15 protein-coding genes are annotated in these 18,788 nt (G+C 43.6%); 6 read left to right on the forward strand and 9 right to left on the reverse strand.

Annotated elements, in window-relative coordinates; genetic code table 11:
- Positions 1–257 precede the first annotated feature (257 nt).
- Both secA and mutT read left to right on the forward strand, forming a co-directional pair.
- Positions 258–2,987 (forward strand): preprotein translocase subunit SecA, encoded by a 2,730-nt coding sequence (secA, locus tag L3V25_RS13270; RefSeq protein ID WP_237295996.1) that lies wholly within the window; start codon positions 258–260, stop codon positions 2,985–2,987.
- 85 nt (positions 2,988–3,072) lie between these two features.
- Entirely contained in the window at positions 3,073–3,471 is a 399-nt protein-coding gene (mutT, locus tag L3V25_RS13275) for an 8-oxo-dGTP diphosphatase MutT (RefSeq protein WP_237295997.1), read from the forward strand.
- A gap of 281 nt (positions 3,472–3,752) precedes the next feature.
- Here mutT and yacG read toward each other — a convergent pair whose 3' ends face one another.
- The 9 genes from yacG to nadC all read right to left on the reverse strand — a co-directional run bounded on the left by yacG (position 3,753) and on the right by nadC (position 11,728).
- Positions 3,753–3,956 carry a DNA gyrase inhibitor YacG gene (gene yacG, locus L3V25_RS13280; RefSeq protein WP_193001267.1) on the reverse strand — a complete coding sequence of 68 codons (204 nt, stop codon included), beginning with the start codon at positions 3,954–3,956 and terminating at the stop codon, positions 3,753–3,755.
- A gap of 38 nt (positions 3,957–3,994) precedes the next feature.
- On the reverse strand, positions 3,995–4,726 hold the full coding sequence (gene zapD / locus L3V25_RS13285; RefSeq protein ID WP_237295998.1) for a cell division protein ZapD: 732 nt from the start codon (positions 4,724–4,726) through the stop codon (positions 3,995–3,997).
- A 35-nt stretch (positions 4,727–4,761) separates the two neighbouring features.
- The gene (coaE, locus tag L3V25_RS13290) at positions 4,762–5,385 is read right to left on the reverse strand and encodes a dephospho-CoA kinase (protein WP_237295999.1); all 624 of its coding nucleotides are present in this window, start codon (positions 5,383–5,385) and stop codon (positions 4,762–4,764) included.
- Positions 5,386–5,388: 3 nt separating this feature from the next.
- Positions 5,389–6,282: an A24 family peptidase gene (locus tag L3V25_RS13295; protein ID WP_237296000.1), complete on the reverse strand. Its 894-nt coding sequence runs from the start codon at positions 6,280–6,282 to the stop codon at positions 5,389–5,391.
- Between the two features lie 42 nt (positions 6,283–6,324).
- Positions 6,325–7,557 carry a type II secretion system F family protein gene (locus L3V25_RS13300; protein WP_237296001.1) on the reverse strand — a complete coding sequence of 411 codons (1,233 nt, stop codon included), beginning with the start codon at positions 7,555–7,557 and terminating at the stop codon, positions 6,325–6,327.
- An 87-nt stretch (positions 7,558–7,644) separates the two neighbouring features.
- Positions 7,645–9,333 (reverse strand): type IV-A pilus assembly ATPase PilB, encoded by a 1,689-nt coding sequence (gene pilB / locus L3V25_RS13305; RefSeq protein WP_237296002.1) that lies wholly within the window; start codon positions 9,331–9,333, stop codon positions 7,645–7,647.
- 39 nt (positions 9,334–9,372) lie between these two features.
- The gene (locus L3V25_RS16545; RefSeq protein ID WP_276574038.1) at positions 9,373–9,768 is read right to left on the reverse strand and encodes a pilin; all 396 of its coding nucleotides are present in this window, start codon (positions 9,766–9,768) and stop codon (positions 9,373–9,375) included.
- A gap of 13 nt (positions 9,769–9,781) precedes the next feature.
- Positions 9,782–10,237: a pilin gene (locus L3V25_RS13315; protein ID WP_237296003.1), complete on the reverse strand. Its 456-nt coding sequence runs from the start codon at positions 10,235–10,237 to the stop codon at positions 9,782–9,784.
- A gap of 570 nt (positions 10,238–10,807) precedes the next feature.
- Positions 10,808–11,728 carry a carboxylating nicotinate-nucleotide diphosphorylase gene (gene nadC / locus L3V25_RS13320; protein WP_237296004.1) on the reverse strand — a complete coding sequence of 307 codons (921 nt, stop codon included), beginning with the start codon at positions 11,726–11,728 and terminating at the stop codon, positions 10,808–10,810.
- A 335-nt stretch (positions 11,729–12,063) separates the two neighbouring features.
- Here nadC and ampD point away from each other — a divergent pair, with 335 nt between their 5' ends.
- From ampD to aceF, 4 genes are all read left to right on the forward strand, one after another.
- A complete protein-coding gene (ampD, locus tag L3V25_RS13325; protein ID WP_237296005.1) occupies positions 12,064–12,612 on the forward strand; it encodes a 1,6-anhydro-N-acetylmuramyl-L-alanine amidase AmpD in 549 nt (182 codons plus the stop codon).
- Positions 12,613–13,188: 576 nt separating this feature from the next.
- Positions 13,189–13,956 (forward strand): pyruvate dehydrogenase complex transcriptional repressor PdhR, encoded by a 768-nt coding sequence (gene pdhR / locus L3V25_RS13330; protein WP_027696321.1) that lies wholly within the window; start codon positions 13,189–13,191, stop codon positions 13,954–13,956.
- 51 nt (positions 13,957–14,007) lie between these two features.
- On the forward strand, positions 14,008–16,689 hold the full coding sequence (aceE, locus tag L3V25_RS13335) for a pyruvate dehydrogenase (acetyl-transferring), homodimeric type (RefSeq protein WP_237296006.1): 2,682 nt from the start codon (positions 14,008–14,010) through the stop codon (positions 16,687–16,689).
- A gap of 79 nt (positions 16,690–16,768) precedes the next feature.
- Entirely contained in the window at positions 16,769–18,655 is a 1,887-nt protein-coding gene (gene aceF / locus L3V25_RS13340) for a pyruvate dehydrogenase complex dihydrolipoyllysine-residue acetyltransferase (protein WP_237296007.1), read from the forward strand.
- The last annotated feature ends 133 nt before the right edge of the window (positions 18,656–18,788 follow it).

Consider the following 18,788-nt stretch of genomic DNA (forward strand, 5'->3'; position numbering starts at 1 on the left):
GTTATGAAAAATTATTAATGTCAAAAAATACTATTTTTGATCAAAAATAATGAGGATGAACGCAAACAACGGTGTTTGTAGATAGAAGATAGGCGCATAATCCCATACTATATAGCCACTTGTCTTTTAGTCTTGAAAATGGGCTTGATTGGCACCATATGACAAGTAGACCAAATTTTATCTCAGTATTCTTAGAATTAAACTGTGAGAAGCTGAAAGCAGAGATCCGAAAGATCAGGAAGAGAGATTCGTAAATAATGTTAACTAAGTTACTGACTAGTGTCATCGGCAGCCGTAATGATAGAACGTTGCGCCAGCTGAGAAAGATCGTAAATCAAATTAATAGCTTTGAACCAGAATATGAAGCATTAACTGACGAACAACTTCAACATAAAACCATTGAGTTTCGTGAGCGTTACACCAATGGTGAATCGTTAGACAAACTATTACCAGAAGCTTTTGCAACGGTACGTGAAGCGTCAAAGCGTATTTATGGCATGCGTCATTTCGACGTTCAGCTTATTGGTGGTATGGTACTTAACGCGGGTAAAATCGCCGAGATGCGTACTGGTGAAGGTAAAACGTTAACCGCGACTTTAGCTGCTTACCTCAATGGTATTTCAGGCAAAGGCGTTCATGTTATTACCGTGAATGACTACTTAGCCAAACGTGATGCTGAGACTAACCGCGAGTTATTTGAATTCTTAGGTATGACGGTTGGTATTAACGTACCAAACATGATCCCATCTCAGAAAAAAGCCGCTTATCAATGTGATATTTTGTACGGAACGAACAACGAATTCGGTTTCGATTACCTACGCGATAACATGGCGTTTCGTCCAGAAGACCGCGTACAACGCGAACGTTTTTTTGCGGTAATCGATGAAGTCGACTCCATCTTGATCGATGAAGCGCGTACTCCGCTGATCATTTCAGGTCCAGCTGAAGACAGCTCTGAATTATACACTCGCATTAATACTTTAATTCCATACCTAGAGCGTCAAGACGAAGAAGATACGGAAGAGTATCGCGGCGATAAGCACTACACCATTGATGAAAAAGCCAAGCAAGTACACATGACTGAAACTGGTCAAGAGTTCGTTGAAGAGCTACTGATCAAAAATGGCTTAATGGAAGAAGGCGATACATTATATTCCCCAGCCAACATTAGCTTATTACACCACGTTAATGCAGCACTTCGCGCGCATGTATTGTTTGAAAAAGACGTTGATTACATCGTTAAAGATGATGAAATTATCATTGTTGATGAGCATACCGGTCGTACTATGCCGGGACGTCGTTGGTCTGAAGGTCTTCATCAAGCGGTAGAAGCGAAAGAAGGCGTTAAGATTCAAAATGAAAACCAAACTTTAGCGTCGATTACCTTCCAGAACTACTTCCGTTTATATGAGAAACTGTCTGGTATGACAGGTACTGCGGATACTGAAGCGTTCGAATTCCAGTCTATTTACGGTCTTGATACGGTGGTGATTCCAACTAACCGTCCAATGATCCGTAATGATATGCCGGACGTTGTTTATCGCACCGAAAAAGAAAAATTTGATGCGATCATTGAAGATATTAAAGAGCGCGTTGCTAATGGTCAGCCGATCTTAGTTGGTACGGTTTCGATTGAAAAATCTGAACTGCTTTCTAATGCGCTAAAAGCGGCAAAAATCAAACATAACGTTTTGAATGCTAAGTTTCACGAACAAGAAGCTGAAATCGTTGCTCAAGCCGGTACTCCTGGCGCGGTGACTATTGCAACCAACATGGCTGGTCGTGGTACCGATATCAAACTAGGCGGTAGCTGGGAAAACCAAGTTGAGAAGCTAGAAGAATCTCAAGGTACTCCTGCCACTGAAGAGCAAATCGCGCAAGTGAAAGCCGAGTGGCAAAAAGTGCATGACGCGGTACTAGAATCTGGTGGTTTGCACATCATAGGTACAGAGCGTCATGAATCTCGCCGTATTGATAACCAGCTACGTGGTCGTTCTGGTCGTCAAGGTGATGCCGGTTCTTCACGTTTCTACCTATCAATGGAAGATTCACTACTACGTATCTTTACTTCTGAGCGTATGGCTGGCTTGATTCAGAGCGGCATGGAAGAAGGTGAAGCGATTGAAAGTCGCATGCTATCTCGCTCAATTGAAAAAGCGCAGCGTAAAGTAGAAGGTCGTAACTTTGACGTACGTAAGCAATTGCTTGATTACGATGATGTCGCCAATGACCAACGTAAAGTGGTGTATGAGCTTCGTGATGAATTAATGGCATCAGAAGACATCAGCGAAATGCTTGAACAGAACCGTACTGACGTTTTAAGTTCGGTATTTGAGCAGTACATTCCACCTCAATCACTTGATGAAATGTGGGATGTAAAAGGCTTAGAAGAGCGTTTACAAGCTGATTTCGACTTACCACTACCGATTCAAACTTGGTTAGATGAAGACGACAAGCTATATGAAGAAGTCTTGCTTGAGCGTGTGATCAGCGAAGCGAATATCATCTATAAGCAAAAAGAAGAAGCGGTGGGTGCGGAAGTACTACGTAACTTTGAGCGTCAAGTAATGCTACAGACACTTGATAACTTATGGAAAGAACACTTAGCGGCGATGGATCATTTGCGTCAAGGTATCCATTTACGTGGTTACGCACAAAAAGATCCAAAACAAGAGTTTAAGCGTGAATCGTTTGAGCTATTTGGTGAGCTATTAGATAGCTTGAAGTTCGATGTGATTTCTACCTTGAGTCGTGTTCGCGTACAACAGCGTGAAGAAGTTGACCGTATGGAAGAGCAACGTCGTATTCAAGCAGAAGAAGCGGCACGTAACCAACAGTTCCAGCATGAATCAGCAGAAGGCATGGAAGAAGAAGCCGCTGATGCTCCAAATCAACCAAGTGTTCGCGAAGAACGTAAAGTTGGTCGTAATGAGCCTTGCCCATGTGGTTCTGGTAAAAAATACAAACAGTGTCATGGTAAAATTTAGTTATTAGATTGATTGACACAACTAAGGCCGCAGAGATTGCGGCCTTTTTATTGCTCACTTTTTTAAACTTATTTTGGGAATAGCAATGAAACGAGTTCATATTGTTGCCGCGATTATTTTAAATGCACAGCAAGACCAAATATTTATTACTAAACGCCCTGAGAAGCTGCACAAAGGTGGATACTGGGAGTTCCCCGGGGGTAAGGTCGAGCTAGGAGAATCTGCTGAGCAAGGCTTGATTCGCGAGCTACAAGAAGAAATTGATATTACCGCTACCGAGATGTCACTGTTTGAACATTTTGATTTTGATTACCCAGAAAAAAGCCTAACTTTTGATTTCTTTACCGTGACGGATTTTTCAGGCCAGCCGTATGGTAAAGAAGGGCAAGAAGGCAAATGGGTCGCGATCGGTGATTTGAATGGTTACACCTTTCCAGAAGCTAATGAGCCAGTGTTGGAGAAGGTTATTAAACGTTTTGGTTAATGATTCGAGCTTGTTCGAGCCTCGTTGCTCGGGCGCTACGTTGCTCGTTTCTAGGAAAAGATAGAGCCTAGATTGATATTTCCTACATAAACCTAAAAGAATATATAGAATCACCTACAATATGTTGAGAATCCAAACGCTGTTGGAGATCCTGAACTGCGCTCCTTCGTCGCTTTTCAAGATGACGTTTCAATCGATATATTTCTATAAAACTAGGGGCTTATTTCTTTTCCGAGCCACGAGCAGCAAAGCGTCCGAGTAACGAGCAACGTAAATCCCCTTTAACCTTCCGACCACCCATCAGAATCCGACATATCGGGCGCGCCCGGAATGGCTTTTTCTTCATCGGCCCATTCACCAAAATCAATCATCTGGCATTGCTTGCTACAAAAAGGGCGGTAAGCACTCACTTCCCCCCAAACAACGTCAGTTTGGCAAGTCGGACATTTAACTACGGTAACTTTCTTGGGTTGTGCTTGTGTCATATTGATGGATAACCTGAACATTAAATATTAAGTTAATTCTAACAGACTGCCAGCTTAAACTCGACATCCTGACTGTACGCCTTTGCTGTTTCAAAGCTGATAAACTTAACCACAAAGCGGTTCTTATGACCGGATATCATAGGGTAGATACCCAATTCTGATGGGATTTCTAGACGTAGAATATTGGCGTCATTGGCATCGCTTTGAAAAAATCCATTATGTGCAATCTGAGATTTAAAATGACCGCTGCCACGTAGTAGCTTTAACAGTAATTCAAGGGCGTGATGCAGTGGCGTTAAGGTAGAAAGCCATTTATCGACATCTAATAAACGTTTATCTAGTGGCAGGTTTTGCCAATAGTGTAGTGAAGGTAAGTCAAAGCAACAGTGGCCACCGGGTAAATTAAAACGCTGTCGAATCGCACTTAAAAAGCGATCTTCTTTTAGAGATTGGCCAAAACGTTCTGCTGCCATCACTTCACGGAAGCAAGAGTCGAGTTGTGTTAATATGTTATCTAATAGAACTTGATCGACACCGGGTACATTCGCCCAAGTTTTGACGGTGATTTTTTGTTTTTCGAGCTCTTTGGTGATCTCAGATTTAACATGAATTTGCTCAAACAGATCCATCAAATTAAACAGTGAGCGGAACAAAATCTGGTCATCTAGCGGGGATTCAAACTTAGCGGATTTATGCAACTGGGCCATTAGAGTTTCGACTCTAAGGTAAATTCGTACTTTTTCGGTTAACGGATGTTCGAATTTAAGCATAATGCCTTCAAGTGATGGAGATACTTGTTCTATTTTTACAGAAAGTGACCAGATAATGCTAGGTACTTTTTGTGTAAAACTGTGACTTGAGATAAAAGTTTTTGCTTTGCCTGCTCAGTGAGCGGAGCATCATTGTTAATTACGTCATCGGCTGCTGAGAGACGTTGTTCACGAGATGCTTGAGAGGCTAAGATTGAATGAACTTGCGCTTCTGGCACTCCATCACGTTGGCAAGTGCGAGCAATTTGCGTTTCTGGGGTAACATCCACGACTAGCAAACGGTCGATCATGGTTTGCCAGTTATTTTCCACCAATAGCGGCACCACCAATAAAGCATAGTCTGAGGTTACTTCGGTTAGCTGTTGTTTAATGCGTTGACGGATCAGTGGATGAAGTAAATTATTAATCCACTCTTTTTCATCGGGATGATTGAAAATACGCTCTCTTAATGCCGCTCGATTAAGCTGCCCATCAAGAGTTAATATTGCTTGACCAAAATGTTCGGCAATCGCCTGTAATCCAGCACTTTGGGGTTCAACCACTTCTCTTGCCACAATATCAGCATCGACAATATTAATTCCAAACTGATCGTAGAATAGGTTAGCGACAGTGGTTTTACCGCTGCCAATGCCTCCCGTTAAGCCTACTACCATGGTCATGGTTTACATTCCTAGCATATTGGTTAGGTACCAAGACGTTAAGTCATTACCCCAAATTAAACAAAACCAACCGGCAATCGCGAGGTAAGGGCCAAATGGAAAAGCTTTCTCTATGCCTTTCTTTTGTAAGCGTAGTTGGATAATGCCAAAAATTAATCCAACCACCGAAGATAACAATATGAGTAAAGGGAGTTGTTGCCAACCTAGCCAAGCACCGAGCGCAGCTAATAATTTAAAGTCACCGTAGCCCATGCCTTCTTTGCCAGTGAGTAACTTAAATGCCCAAAAGATTGACCATAAACATAGATAACCGGCCATGGCGCCAATCACGGCATCTTGTAGTGATACTGGGCTAATCTCAAACAAAGACAGCGCTAAACCTGCCCACATTAAAGGTAGTGTCAGTTGATCGGGTAACAACATAGTATCTAGATCGATAAAAGTGGCTGACACTAGAGTAAAAGTGAAGAACAGTAATGCGAGGCCATACCAATCGGCTGCAAAATTAACGCCGATCACCACACATAAAATAGCGGTAAGGAGTTCAATGGCTGGATAGCGAAAGCTGATTGGGTTAGCGCATTTGTGGCATTTGCCTTTGAGCATTAACCAACTAATAACTGGGATATTATCGACCGCGCGAATTTGTGTATCGCATTTTGGGCAACGTGAACGCGGCACATTGAGATTAAATGGTTTATTGAGTTCGGTAAGTTCTTGTTTGATCTTTGGATCTTTTTTCAGCTGTGGGAAAAACTCAATGCACTCTTGCTTCCACTCTCGCTCCATCATAATGGGTAGGCGATGGATCACCACATTTAAAAAGCTGCCAATTAATAAGCCAAAGATACCAGCCGCAATCGGAAAGAGAGCTGGGTAATAATCAAAGATCACCATGAGATACGACAATGTCCAATAATCAAATAAATAATATGGGCTCTAGAATACACTAACTAGCTTAAAGATTGGCAGATAAAGTGACACAACTAAGCCACCGACGACCACGCCAAGAAAGACAATAATTACAGGCTCAATAATTTTACCTAAGTTATCGACGGTATTATCGACTTCAAATTCATAAATCGCCGCAACCTTATTAAGCATATCATCGAGGTTACCGGACTCTTCGCCTATCATAACCATTTGCAAAACCATTTCCGGGAAAGCATCGGCGTTACGCATCGCAATGTACATCGGCATCCCCGCGGCAGTATCTTTATGTACTTGTTCGATAGCCACTTGATAGTGCAAATTACCTGCGGTTTTCGCGGTGGTCAGTAGACTCGTTAAAATTGGAATACCAGCGCTAAAGCTGGTGGCTAGTGTACGACTAAATTTGGCAATTGCTGCCTTAGAAAACACCCCACCGAGAACGGGCATATTGAGTGCCAAGCGACTGGTTTTAAGCTTAAAAGTAAAGGATCGTTTACGCGCTTCTTTCATCGCAAAGATAGAGCCGAATAGTGCGAGGATCATGATAAATAAATAGCTCTGAATAAAATGAGATAAATAGATCACTTGCTGAGTAAACCAAGGCAGTTCCGCACCAAAGCCCTTAAACATGGCTTCAAATTCTGGGATCACCATAGTTAGCATCAGAATCGATACGCTGGTAGCCACCAAAACAACCATCGCAGGGTAGATCATCGCTTTAATAACTTTCGATCTTAACTCTTCACTTTTTTCACGATAAGTCGCAAGGCGATCAAATACATCGGCCAAGTTACCGGTTTGCTCACCAGTGGCCACTAGATCACAATAGAATTCATCGAAGAAAGGGCTGCTGGATAACATGGCTTTGGAAATTGGAGTACCGGCTTCTACCTGAGTACAAATTTGTGAGAGCACCGATTTCATTTCGGCTTTACGTTGGCTATCTGAGATCAATTTGATCGCCTGAACGATAGGAACGCCGGTGCCGAGCATGGTGGCTAATTGTCTGGTGAGTACCGTAATATCTTTGCGTTTTACCTTGTGGCTCATTTTGGCAAAAATCGACACACTACGTCGTTTGAGTTTCTTGATTTGGACGCGTTGTTCTTTCAGTTTGGCGCGCACCTCAACTTCGTTGATCGCCAACATTTGCCCTGATACTTTTTTGCCAGAGCTATTTACCCCACGCCATTGAAAGTTTTTGAGTGCTGGCGCTTTAAGAGTCGATGCTTGTGCCATGAGATTCTGTCCTTGTTTGGCATTCCAAATTTGTCGAAAGCTTTATTTATTAAAAGTTTTATTGGTCGAGTTTCTTGGTATAAAGGGTTAGAAGTACAGCACACGCTGCAATTCAGCAAAGCTAGTAACGCCTTGCTTTAAGTTCTCAATACCTGATTGGCGTAGCGTTGCCATGCCTTGTTTTACTGCGATCATTTCAATGTCATTGGCAGAGGCTTTCTTGATCACTGCACTCGCCAATTCAGTGGTAAATGGCATCACTTCATAAATCCCCACTCGACCTGAATAGCCGCCAGTGCATTCCGGGCAACCTTGCTTAGACGATTTATAAATCACCACATCGGGCGAGATATGAAATTTTTCACGCAGCGCATCAGGGAAATCATCGGGCTTTTTGCAATGGTTGCATAAACGACGCGCCAGACGTTGAGCAATGATTAAACTCAATGAGGAAGCCAAGTTAAACGCTTCAATCCCCATATTAGATAAACGCACCACGGTTTCGGCGGAAGAGTTGGTATGTAGCGTCGAGAGAACTAAGTGACCGGTTTGCGCTGCTTTTACCGCAATTTCGGCGGTTTCTAGATCGCGGATTTCACCGACCATCACTATATCGGGATCTTGACGTAAGAACGCGCGTAAAGCCGCCGCAAAAGTAAAGCCAATCTTAGGTTTGACTTGTACTTGATTGATGCCAGTTAAGTTAATTTCGACCGGATCTTCGGCGGTGGAAATATTTTTATCTGGGGTATTTAAAATCCGTAGGCCGGTATACAAAGAAACGGTTTTACCGCTCCCGGTTGGACCGGTCATTAAGATCATGCCTTGCGGTTGTTGCAGGGCATCTAGATACAATTGTTTTTGCGCTTCGCTATAACCGAGTTTATCGATATTCAGGTTGGCAGCGCTGCTATCGAGCAAGCGCAGTACGATCTTTTCGCCCCATAAGGTCGGTAGAGTAGACACCCGCATATCGATCGCAGTATCAGCATTAAGGCGGATCTTGATTCGTCCATCTTGCGGTAGGCGACGTTCAGCAATATCCAGTTTCGATAAGATCTTGATCCTAGCAGCAAGGCGTCGACCTAAATGAGGCGCAGGGCGATTGGTTTCCACCAAGATCCCATCACAACGTAGACGAACTCGGTAGAGTTCTTCATAAGGTTCAAAGTGAATATCTGATGCGCCTTTACGTACCGCATCGAGTAAAATTTGATTGATAAAACGGCTGACCGGCGCTTCATCTTGACTAAGATCTTCGGTTTCTTGAATCTCATCGCTGCCAACTTCAACGAGATTTGCCAGCTCATCTTGGGTTATATCTTTGCCTTGCGTAGCATCCGAGTTGACCGCTCGGCCATACAAGCGGCGAATTGCGCCTTCGAGCTCTTTACAATCCGCGAGAATAAATTCGATTTGTTTGCCAGTTGCGAAACGAAAATCGTCTTCAACATTGGTATTGGTTGGGTCGGCGACCGCAAGCAGTAAGCTGTGAGAATCGACCTGTAGCGGCAGCACTTGGTGATTAATGATTAAATCACGCATCCCCAGTTGTTCACATACTTGGGCGAAGCTGTAATGTTCTAGGTTGGCTTGAGGTAGGGCAAATAAGTGGCAAAGTTTTACTAATAGTTGATCACTAGAAATAAAACCAGCGTCCACGCAAGCTACGGGGACGCTTTTATTATCATTAAGAACGCTACTCACCACCATAAGCTCTTGATCGTTAGTCAAAAGCTCCGCTTGGCGTAATATGGAGGCGAGGTTGGTGTTCATGGCATCCTTACTAAGCGTTGGTGTTTGAATAAATACATTCTACAAACTGGCATCATACCCACAGCCTTGAACGGTTAATTGGGTTTTATTGTGATGACATTGCCAGCGCCCTTGTGCATCTCGTTGCATCCTCACCTTTGTACCTTTGGCGATACCTTTATTGATTTGAGCCAATAAGTCGTTATTGCCAATCGCACCGGATACCGTAGTAATTGAACCAAGTGGAAATGCAGCAGAGATCTGCGGAAATGTAAAATGTGAGTCGACGTATTCTTCGACAATGGTTTTATAGTTATTAGCAGAACCGATCGCCGTGGCGAGAGCGGCTTTTTGAACATATTGCTGATACTGAGGTACCGCAATCGTCGCAAGCACACCGATAATCGCCACGGTGATCATGAGTTCTATAAGAGTAAAACCTGTACTCTTTCTCATAATAATATATTAATTAACAGCCATTTAGTGTTATGCCATCACTAGCTTCGGCTGAATTTGTACATTTCCATGTACCAGCATCTGTTCGGTCTAAAGTGATTTTTTCGCCGTTAGCTGGCCCTTTATCGAGTTCGACAACAATGTTACCAGCTGAGTCAGCACCGCTTGCTGCTAGAGCAATTGTACCCAAGCTAAATGCCGGAACTGATACGTCATCACTTGTTGAACTACCTGATGATGTAGCAGCTACATCAGGGAAAGTTCCTTCAGAAGCAATATAATCTTCAACATTTGTTTTTAATGATGTAGCTGTAGCTAAGGCTGAACCTAATGCACCTTTCTTCACATAATCTTGATACTGAGGAATAGCAATCGCCGCCAGCACACCGATAACCGCAACTACGATCATCAATTCAATTAGCGTAAAACCTTTTTGTAGCTTCTTCTTACCTTGTTGTAATTGTTTCATTTTCATCTCCGTGAATAATTGAGTGGTATTACCACGGAAAGAGTAGAGTGAGCGGTAAAAAAGAAAATTATCCTGAGTAGCCTATTCGAGCCAGTTTGAAAACTGAGTCACTGATTACATTGGAAAAACAATTTATTGCGAGCAACATTAAACTATTGGGTGATGTGAGATGATTTTTTGACCATGCGCTGACGTAAGGGAAGTATGAATTTAGTATGAAATTGGGAAAGGAAATGGGAGGGAGGTCACGGGGATTTTCGGTGCTCGTGACTAGGGCGTTTCATTTCTCGTGGCTCGATGAAGATGGTTTTGGGTCCCTAGTTCCTAGTCCCTAGGGAAGAGCAGATATGAGATCGCTTTTGCTTTTCCGAGCCACAAGCAGCAGAGCGCCCGAGAGATGAGGCACGAAACCCTAGTCTCTGGTTTCTAGGAAAATATAGCCTGCGAGATCTTTTGCTTTTCCAAGTAACGAGAAGCGGAGCGCCCGAGAAACGAGACACGATACAAATTCAAAAACACCTCAATCGTGAAAGCGATCGAGGTGCTAAATTTTATGATGTCCGGATCGCGTTAGCTAATTACCCTCATCGACAAATCCATCGCCCTAACATGCTTAGTCAGCGCGCCGACTGAAATATAATCTACGCCAGTTTTAGCATATTCATTCAAGGTTTCTAAGGTAATGTTGCCTGAGTTTTCTAGCGCGGCTTGGCCGGTGGTTAAGCCGTTTTCTTTACCGATTTTTTGGTTGATTTCCACGGCAGTAAACATCATTTCTTTGGTGAAGTTATCTAACATGACAATGTCTGCACCGGCGCGAATGGCACGTTCTAATTCTTCTAAAGATTCGGTTTCTACTTCAACGGGTTTACCTGGGTTTAATTGTTTGGCGGTCTCGATAGCTTTTTCAATACCACCGCAAGCGATGATGTGGTTTTCTTTAATTAGGTAGGCATCAAACACGCCGATACGGTGATTAAAGCCGCCACCACAAGTCACCGCATATTTTAATGCGCTGCGCAGACCGGGAATGGTTTTGCGGGTATCCAGTAGGCGACACTCCGTTCCGGCTAACTCTTTAACATATTCGGCCGTTAAACTAGCGCAACCAGACAGGGTTTGAATGAAGTTCATCGCATTGCGCTCGCCCGTTAGTAGGGCGCGAGATGGGCCTGTTAGCGTGCAAAGCGTTTGGTTAGGTTCTACCGTATCACCATCCGCTACATGCCAGTCGATTTGAACTTGGCCGCCAAGTTGTTTAAATACTTCATCCGCCCATGCTTTGCCACAAAATACCCCATGTTCACGAGTGATAATGGTTGCCGTGTTGGTCGCTTCAGCTGGAATTAAACTAGCGGTAATATCTGCATTAGGATCGAGCGTGCCACCCAAATCTTCTTTTAAAGCATCACTGACCATACGAGTGATTTCAGTTGGTAATTGTTGCTTTAAATATTCAAGACGAGATTGAGAATCGTGAGTGGTTTTCATGAGGCAAGATCCGTTGAGGTTGTTAGAGGGGGTATGATACTGCAAGGGGAAACGATTTTCGAGCGCTTCGCTCTAGGACGTTTCACTTCTCGTGTTTCGATCTTTTGACCTTTTCGAGTCACGAGTAGCGCAGCGCCCGAGCAACGAATTACGTTTCTAGGTCATTTCACTTCTTGTTGCTCGAATTGTTTAATGAGATCTTGCTTATAGGTAGAACTCTGGTTTTATCTTTACCTAGCCACGAGAAGCGTAGCGCCCGAGTTACGAGCTCCCTCGCTTGACTTAAACCTTGATTACTACAGAATAACGCCATCGAATAAATAAGGTTGCCGACTATGCACATCACTCCCGACTCTTGGCTGTCTGATACCAAACATGTGCCATCACCATTTTACGATGCTCGCCCTGAGCAAACGCCGATTTCTTTGCTGGTGGTGCATAATATTAGCTTGCCGCCGGGGCAGTATGGCGGGCCTTATGTGGAGCAATTCTTTACCGGTAAGTTAGATCCGAATGAGCATCCATTTTTTCAAGTGATCCACAAAATGGGGGTGTCGGCGCATTGCTTTATTCGTCGTGATGGCGAGATCATTCAGTTTGTGCCATTTAATGCTAGAGCGTGGCATGCGGGGAAATCGAGCTTTGCTGGGGTAGAGCGTTGCAATGATTATTCTATTGGGATTGAGCTAGAAGGGACGGATTTAGATAGCTACAGCCAAGCGCAGTATCAATCTTTAGCTGCGATCACCAAGTTACTGATGCAGCAATACTCTGAGATTAGCTTACCGAGAATTACAGGCCATCAATATATCGCTCCATTAAGAAAGTCCGATCCTGGCCTAGGGTTTGATTGGCGTTACTTTCGTAGTCTATTAAAGGATTGATTCCATTACTGGCTATTCAGCTATTTATTTACCTATTCATCCTACCAAAGCTTTAATCATTAATGATTGCCTATTTGCTACTTGGCAACTAGCTATTTAACTTCTATCTAGTAGTTTAGTTGCTTGCGATTTGGTTACTAGCGGTTTTCCTACCTCTGATTGAGTTCACATTTTTAATAAAATTATCAGTACGACAAAAAGTCTCTCTTTCAGTTGGGAGGCTTGGATGCTGATTTTGTCATTTTTTAGTAACAAATTTTAGTTACAAACACACTCATCTGTATTGGTCGGCTTGTACTCCTTACGGGGTATTTTAAGTAAGATCAAAATCACACTTTTAACAAATTATCCCCATCTTACTTAATGAAATGACAATTTGAATGTCGACTATTTAAATGGTCTTACCAATCTTATTAGTGTTTTAGTGTGATTATGTTACGTGGCGGTTAACGCAGCTTGCTTATTTGATGTGGGTCAATTTTGTCTGGACACTTGTGTTTGCATTCGGTAAAATTTTTGTTGTACATGGTAATTGGTCTTACCAATTTACAATAACGAGTGAGAAATGAATTAATCATGGCTTATCAAAGGATCCGTCAGCCAAAGCTTTCCGACGTCATTGAACAGGAAATCGAACGGCTGATTTTAGAAGGCACACTTTCTCCCGGGCAACAATTGCCGCCAGAGCGAGAACTAGCAAAACAATTTGATGTGTCTCGACCTTCGATTCGTGAAGCGATTCAGCGTTTAGAAGCAAAACGTTTATTAACTCGTAAACAAGGTGGCGGTACGTTTGTTACCGATACTTTGTGGACTTCTTTTTCCGATCCTTTGCTAGAGTTATTGTCGACGCATTCAGAAACACAACTCGACTTACTCGAATCTCGTCATGCAATGGAAGGTATTTCGGCTTACTTCGCTGCCTTGCGTGGTACCGAAGAAGATTTTGAGCGCATTTCGCAATGCCAAAAAGAAGTCGAAAAAGCGATTGAAAATAAAGATGTGGCGCAAGAATCAAGCGCAGTAATGGCAGTGTTAATTGCGATTTCTGAAGCGGCTCACAATGTCGTGTTATTACACATTGTTCGTAGCCTAGCCCCTTTATTGCAGCAAAACGTATTACAGAATTTAGAATTACTTCATCGTCGTGATGAGGTGGTAGAAAAGGTGAGTCATCACCGCGCCAATATTGTGCAAGCGATTTTAGAACGTGAACCAGAAAAAGCACGTAAAGCATCGCATGCCCATTTGGCTTATATCGAAGAGACCTTGTTGGATTTGACTCGAGAAGAGAGTCGTCGTGAGCGTTCACTGCGCCGAATTCAACAAGCTAACGAATCATAAGATTGGCTAAAAGCTAGTTAATCTGTCAAACCAACAAAAGGATAGATCGCCATGTCTGAAGTCATTAATAATGACGTTGATGCACTGGAAACTCAAGATTGGTTACAAGCCCTTGAATCAGTGGTACGTGAAGAAGGTGTCGAGCGCGCTCAATATCTATTAGAGCAAGTGTTAGATAAAGCCCGTTTAGACGGTGTAGACATGCCAACTGGCATCAACACTAACTATGTAAACACCATTCCGGCAGCACAAGAGCCGGCATATCCTGGTGATACTACGTTAGAGCGTCGCATCCGTGCGATCATCCGTTGGAATGCGGTAATGATTGTATTGCGTGCATCAAAGAAAGACTTAGAGCTAGGCGGCCACATGGCTTCTTACCAGTCTTCTGCTGCGTTCTACGAAGTATGTTTCAACCACTTCTTCCGTGCGCCAAATGAAAAAGACGGCGGCGATTTAGTTTATTATCAAGGTCACATCTCTCCAGGGATCTACGCACGTGCTTTCCTAGAAGGTCGTTTAACTGAAGAGCAACTTGATAACTTCCGTCAAGAAGTTGATGGTAAAGGTATCCCTTCATACCCACACCCTAAATTAATGCCTGAATTCTGGCAGTTCCCGACAGTATCTATGGGCCTAGGTCCAATTTCTGCTATCTACCAAGCGCGCTTCTTGAAGTACCTTGAAGGTCGTGGCATGAAAGATACTTCTGAGCAACGTGTTTACGCGTTCCTAGGTGATGGTGAGATGGATGAGCCAGAATCACGCGGTGCGATTTCTTTCGCTGCTCGTGAAAAACTGGATAACCTATGTTTCCTAATCAACTGTAACCTACAGCGTCTAGATGGCCCGGTTATGGGTAACGGCAGCATCATTCAAGAACTTGAAGGTCTATTTAAAGGCGCAGGTTGGAATGTAGTTAAAGTGATCTGGGGTAACAACTGGGATTCACTACTTGCTAAAGATACTTCAGGTAAATTGCTGCAATTGATGAACGAAACCATCGATGGCGATTACCAAACATTTAAATCGAAAGATGGTGCTTACGTACGTGAACACTTCTTCGGTAAATACCCTGAAACTGCAGCACTTGTTGCCGATATGACTGATGACGAAATCTTCGCACTTAAGCGTGGTGGTCACGAGTCTTCTAAGCTATACGCAGCTTACAAAAACGCACAAGACACTAAAGGCCGTCCAACGGTTATCCTAGCTAAAACTGTTAAAGGTTACGGCATGGGTGAAGCGGCTGAAGGTAAGAACATTGCACACCAAGTGAAGAAAATGGACATGACGCATGTTCTTCACCTACGTGATCGTTTAGGCCTACAAGAACTTCTATCTGATGAGAAAGTGAAAGAGCTTCCTTACCTAACGCTAGAAGAAGGTTCTAAAGAGTACGAATACCTACATGCTCGTCGTAAAGCTCTACACGGTTACACGCCTCAGCGTCTACCTAACTTTACTGAAGAGTTACAAATTCCACAGCTAGGTGATTTCGACGCATTGCTTACTGAGCAAAAGCGTGACATATCAACTACGATGGCGTTTGTTCGTTCATTAAATATCTTGTTGAAAGACAAAGGTATTGGCAAAAACGTAGTACCAATTATTGCTGATGAAGCTCGTACTTTTGGTATGGAAGGTCTGTTCCGTCAAATCGGTATCTACAACCCGAATGGCCAAACTTATACTCCAGAAGACCGCGGTGTAGTGTCTTACTACAAAGAAGCGACTTCAGGTCAAGTTCTACAAGAAGGTATCAACGAGCTAGGTGCTATGTCTTCATGGGTTGCTGCGGCAACATCATACAGCACCAACAACTTGCCAATGATTCCATTCTACATCTACTACTCAATGTTCGGCTTCCAACGTGTGGGCGACATGGCGTGGATGGCTGGTGACCAACAAGCTCGTGGCTTCCTACTAGGTGCTACAGCTGGTCGTACAACGCTTAACGGTGAAGGTCTACAGCACGAAGATGGCCACTCGCACATCATGGCGAACACGGTACCTAACTGTATTTCTTACGATCCTACTTTCGCTTATGAAGTGGCAGTTATCATGCAAGACGGTATTCGTCGCATGTACGGTGAGCAAGAGAACGTTTACTACTACCTAACCGTAATGAACGAGAACTACCACATGCCAGCAATGCCAGAAGGCGCTGAAGAAGGCATCCGTCGTGGTATCTACAAGCTAGAAACTTACGCAGGTAATTCTTCGTTAGTAGGGAAAGGGTCGAAAGTTCAGTTAATGAGCTCAGGTACTATCATGAACGAAGTTCGTAAAGCAGCGCAGATCCTAAGCGATGATTACGGCGTAGCGTCTGATGTTTACTCAGTAACTTCTTTCAACGAACTGACTCGTGATGGTCAAGAAGTTGAGCGTTACAACATGCTTCACCCAGAAGCTGAGCAAAAAGTACCTTACATCTCAACAGTACTAGGTTCAGAACCTGCTATTGCTGCGACGGACTACATGAAGAACTACGCAGACCAAGTACGTGCATTCGTACCTGCTGAGTCTTACAAAGTATTGGGTACTGATGGCTTCGGTCGTTCTGATAGCCGTGAAAACCTACGTCGTCACTTCGAAGTGAACGCGGGTTATGTTGTGGTTGCTGCTCTAACTGAGCTAGTTAAGCGTGGTGATATTGAAAAATCAGTGGTTGCTGAAGCGATTGCTAAATTCAACATCGATGCAGACAAAATCAACCCACTGCACGCTTAATTCACGAAACGCATAAGAATGAAGGTGCGTAGCATGACAAAATACATGCTGCGCACTTCAATCAAAAAAGGAAAGAATAATGACAATCGAAATTAATGTACCTGACATTGGTGCCGATGAGGTTGAAGTTACTGAGATTCTAGTAAACGTTGGTGACAAGGTTGAAGAAGAGCAGTCTCTTATTACGGTTGAAGGCGATAAAGCTTCAATGGAAGTTCCTGCACCACAAGCTGGCGTAGTAAAAGAAATTAAAATCAATGTAGGTGATTCAGTTTCAACTGGTTCATTTATCATGGTATTTGAAGCTGAAGGCGCAACAGCGGCTCCAGCGGCAGAAGCTCCAAAAGCAGAAGCAGCTCCAGCAGCAGCCCCTGCAGCTTCTGAGTTAAAAGAAGTACACGTTCCTGATATCGGCGGTGATGAAGTTGAAGTAACTGAAATCATGGTTGCTATCGGTGACAGCATTGAAGAAGAGCAATCTCTACTGACGGTTGAAGGCGATAAAGCTTCAATGGAAGTACCAGCTCCTTTTGCGGGTGTTCTTAAAGAACTTAAAGTGAATACTGGCGATAAAGTGACGACTGGCTCACTTATCATGGTATTTGAAGTGGCAGGCTCAGGCGCTCCAGCGGCAACAGCTGCAGTTGAGGCGCCAGTGGCAGCTTCTGCTCCAGTAGCCTCTGCTGCAAAAGAAGTGAACGTTCCTGATATCGGCGGCGATGAAGTTGAAGTCACTGAAGTGATGGTTGCAGTTGGCGATACCGTTGAAGAAGAGCAATCTTTGATCACGGTTGAAGGCGACAAAGCTTCTATGGAAGTTCCAGCACCATTTGCTGGCGTAGTAAAAGAAATCAAAATCAATGCCGGTGATAAAGTATCAACGGGTTCATTGATCATGGTATTTGAAGTCGCTGGCGCAGCACCTGCACCACAAGCGGCGGCTCCAGCTCAAGCTGCGGCACCTGCATCGGCTTCAACTCCAGCTCCAGCAGCGGCTCAAGCGCCTGCATCAACGGGTGATTTCCAAGAGAACAATGAGTACGCTCATGCTTCTCCTGTGGTTCGTCGTTTAGCACGTGAGTTCGGTGTAAACCTAGCAAAAGTGAAAGGGTCTGGTCGTAAGAGCCGTATCTTGAAAGAAGACGTACAAAACTTCGTAAAAGATGCACTAAAACGTCTAGAGTCTGGTGCAGCAGCATCTTGCAATGGCGACGGCAGTGCACTAGGTCTTCTTCCTTGGCCAAAAGTGGACTTCAGCAAGTTCGGCGAAACTGAAGTACAGAAACTGTCTAAGATTAAGAAAATCTCTGGCGCTAACCTGCACCGTAACTGGGTAATGATCCCGCACGTTACACAGTGGGACAATGCAGATATCACAGCACTAGAAGCGTTCCGTAAAGAGCAAAACGCAATCGAAGCGAAGAAAGACACTGGCATGAAGATCACACCACTTGTGTTCATCATGAAAGCAGTCGCTAAAGCGCTAGAAGCATTCCCAGCGTTTAACTCTTCTCTTTCTGAAGATGGCGAAAGCATCATTCTTAAGAAATACGTAAACGTTGGTATCGCAGTTGATACGCCAAACGGTCTTGTTGTTCCTGTATTTAAAGACGTGAACAAGAAAGGCATTTACGAGCTATCTGAAGAGCTGGCTGTGATTTCTAAGAAAGCACGTTCAGGTAAACTGACTGCTTCTGATATGCAAGGCGGTTGTTTCACAATTTCAAGCCTTGGCGGTATCGGTGGTACAGCGTTTACTCCAATCGTTAACGCACCAGAAGTAGGTATCCTTGGGGTATCTAAATCTGAAATGAAGCCAGTATGGAATGGTAAAGAATTTGAACCACGCCTACAGCTTCCACTTTCTCTATCTTACGATCACCGCGTGATCGATGGTGCAGAAGGTGCGCGCTTCATTACTTACCTAAATGGTTGTCTATCAGACATCCGCCGTTTGGTACTGTAATGAAATAAAATAGGGTGGCTCAGCGGCCACCTTATTTTTTGAACAAGATTTTACTGTTACGCGAATAAACTGTATTGATTTTTCACGTAATATGACTCAAGTAAAAAAGAATGTTGTCTAGCTCACAGGCTAA

This window comes from Vibrio sp. CK2-1 (assembly GCF_021726515.1).
Taxonomy (GTDB): Bacteria; Pseudomonadota; Gammaproteobacteria; order Enterobacterales; family Vibrionaceae; genus Vibrio.

Excerpts from the sequence above, each read along its gene's own strand:
- secA (WP_237295996.1), top strand. The coding sequence starts at position 258 with ATGTTAACTAAGTTACTGACTAGTGTCATCGGCAGCCGTAATGATAGA.
- ampD (WP_237296005.1), top strand. The coding sequence starts at position 12,064 with ATGCACATCACTCCCGACTCTTGGCTGTCTGATACCAAACATGTGCCA.
- L3V25_RS13315 (WP_237296003.1), bottom strand. The coding sequence starts at position 10,237 with ATGAAACAATTACAACAAGGTAAGAAGAAGCTACAAAAAGGTTTTACG.
- pilB (WP_237296002.1), bottom strand. The coding sequence starts at position 9,333 with ATGAACACCAACCTCGCCTCCATATTACGCCAAGCGGAGCTTTTGACT.
- L3V25_RS13295 (WP_237296000.1), bottom strand. The coding sequence starts at position 6,282 with ATGGTGATCTTTGATTATTACCCAGCTCTCTTTCCGATTGCGGCTGGT.
- aceE (WP_237296006.1), top strand. The coding sequence starts at position 14,008 with ATGTCTGAAGTCATTAATAATGACGTTGATGCACTGGAAACTCAAGAT.
- aceF (WP_237296007.1), top strand. The coding sequence starts at position 16,769 with ATGACAATCGAAATTAATGTACCTGACATTGGTGCCGATGAGGTTGAA.
- zapD (WP_237295998.1), bottom strand. The coding sequence starts at position 4,726 with ATGCTTAAATTCGAACATCCGTTAACCGAAAAAGTACGAATTTACCTT.
- mutT (WP_237295997.1), top strand. The coding sequence starts at position 3,073 with ATGAAACGAGTTCATATTGTTGCCGCGATTATTTTAAATGCACAGCAA.
- nadC (WP_237296004.1), bottom strand. The coding sequence starts at position 11,728 with ATGAAAACCACTCACGATTCTCAATCTCGTCTTGAATATTTAAAGCAA.
- coaE (WP_237295999.1), bottom strand. The coding sequence starts at position 5,385 with ATGACCATGGTAGTAGGCTTAACGGGAGGCATTGGCAGCGGTAAAACC.
- pdhR (WP_027696321.1), top strand. The coding sequence starts at position 13,189 with ATGGCTTATCAAAGGATCCGTCAGCCAAAGCTTTCCGACGTCATTGAA.
- yacG (WP_193001267.1), bottom strand. The coding sequence starts at position 3,956 with ATGACACAAGCACAACCCAAGAAAGTTACCGTAGTTAAATGTCCGACT.
- L3V25_RS13300 (WP_237296001.1), bottom strand. The coding sequence starts at position 7,557 with ATGGCACAAGCATCGACTCTTAAAGCGCCAGCACTCAAAAACTTTCAA.
- L3V25_RS16545 (WP_276574038.1), bottom strand. The coding sequence starts at position 9,768 with ATGAGAAAGAGTACAGGTTTTACTCTTATAGAACTCATGATCACCGTG.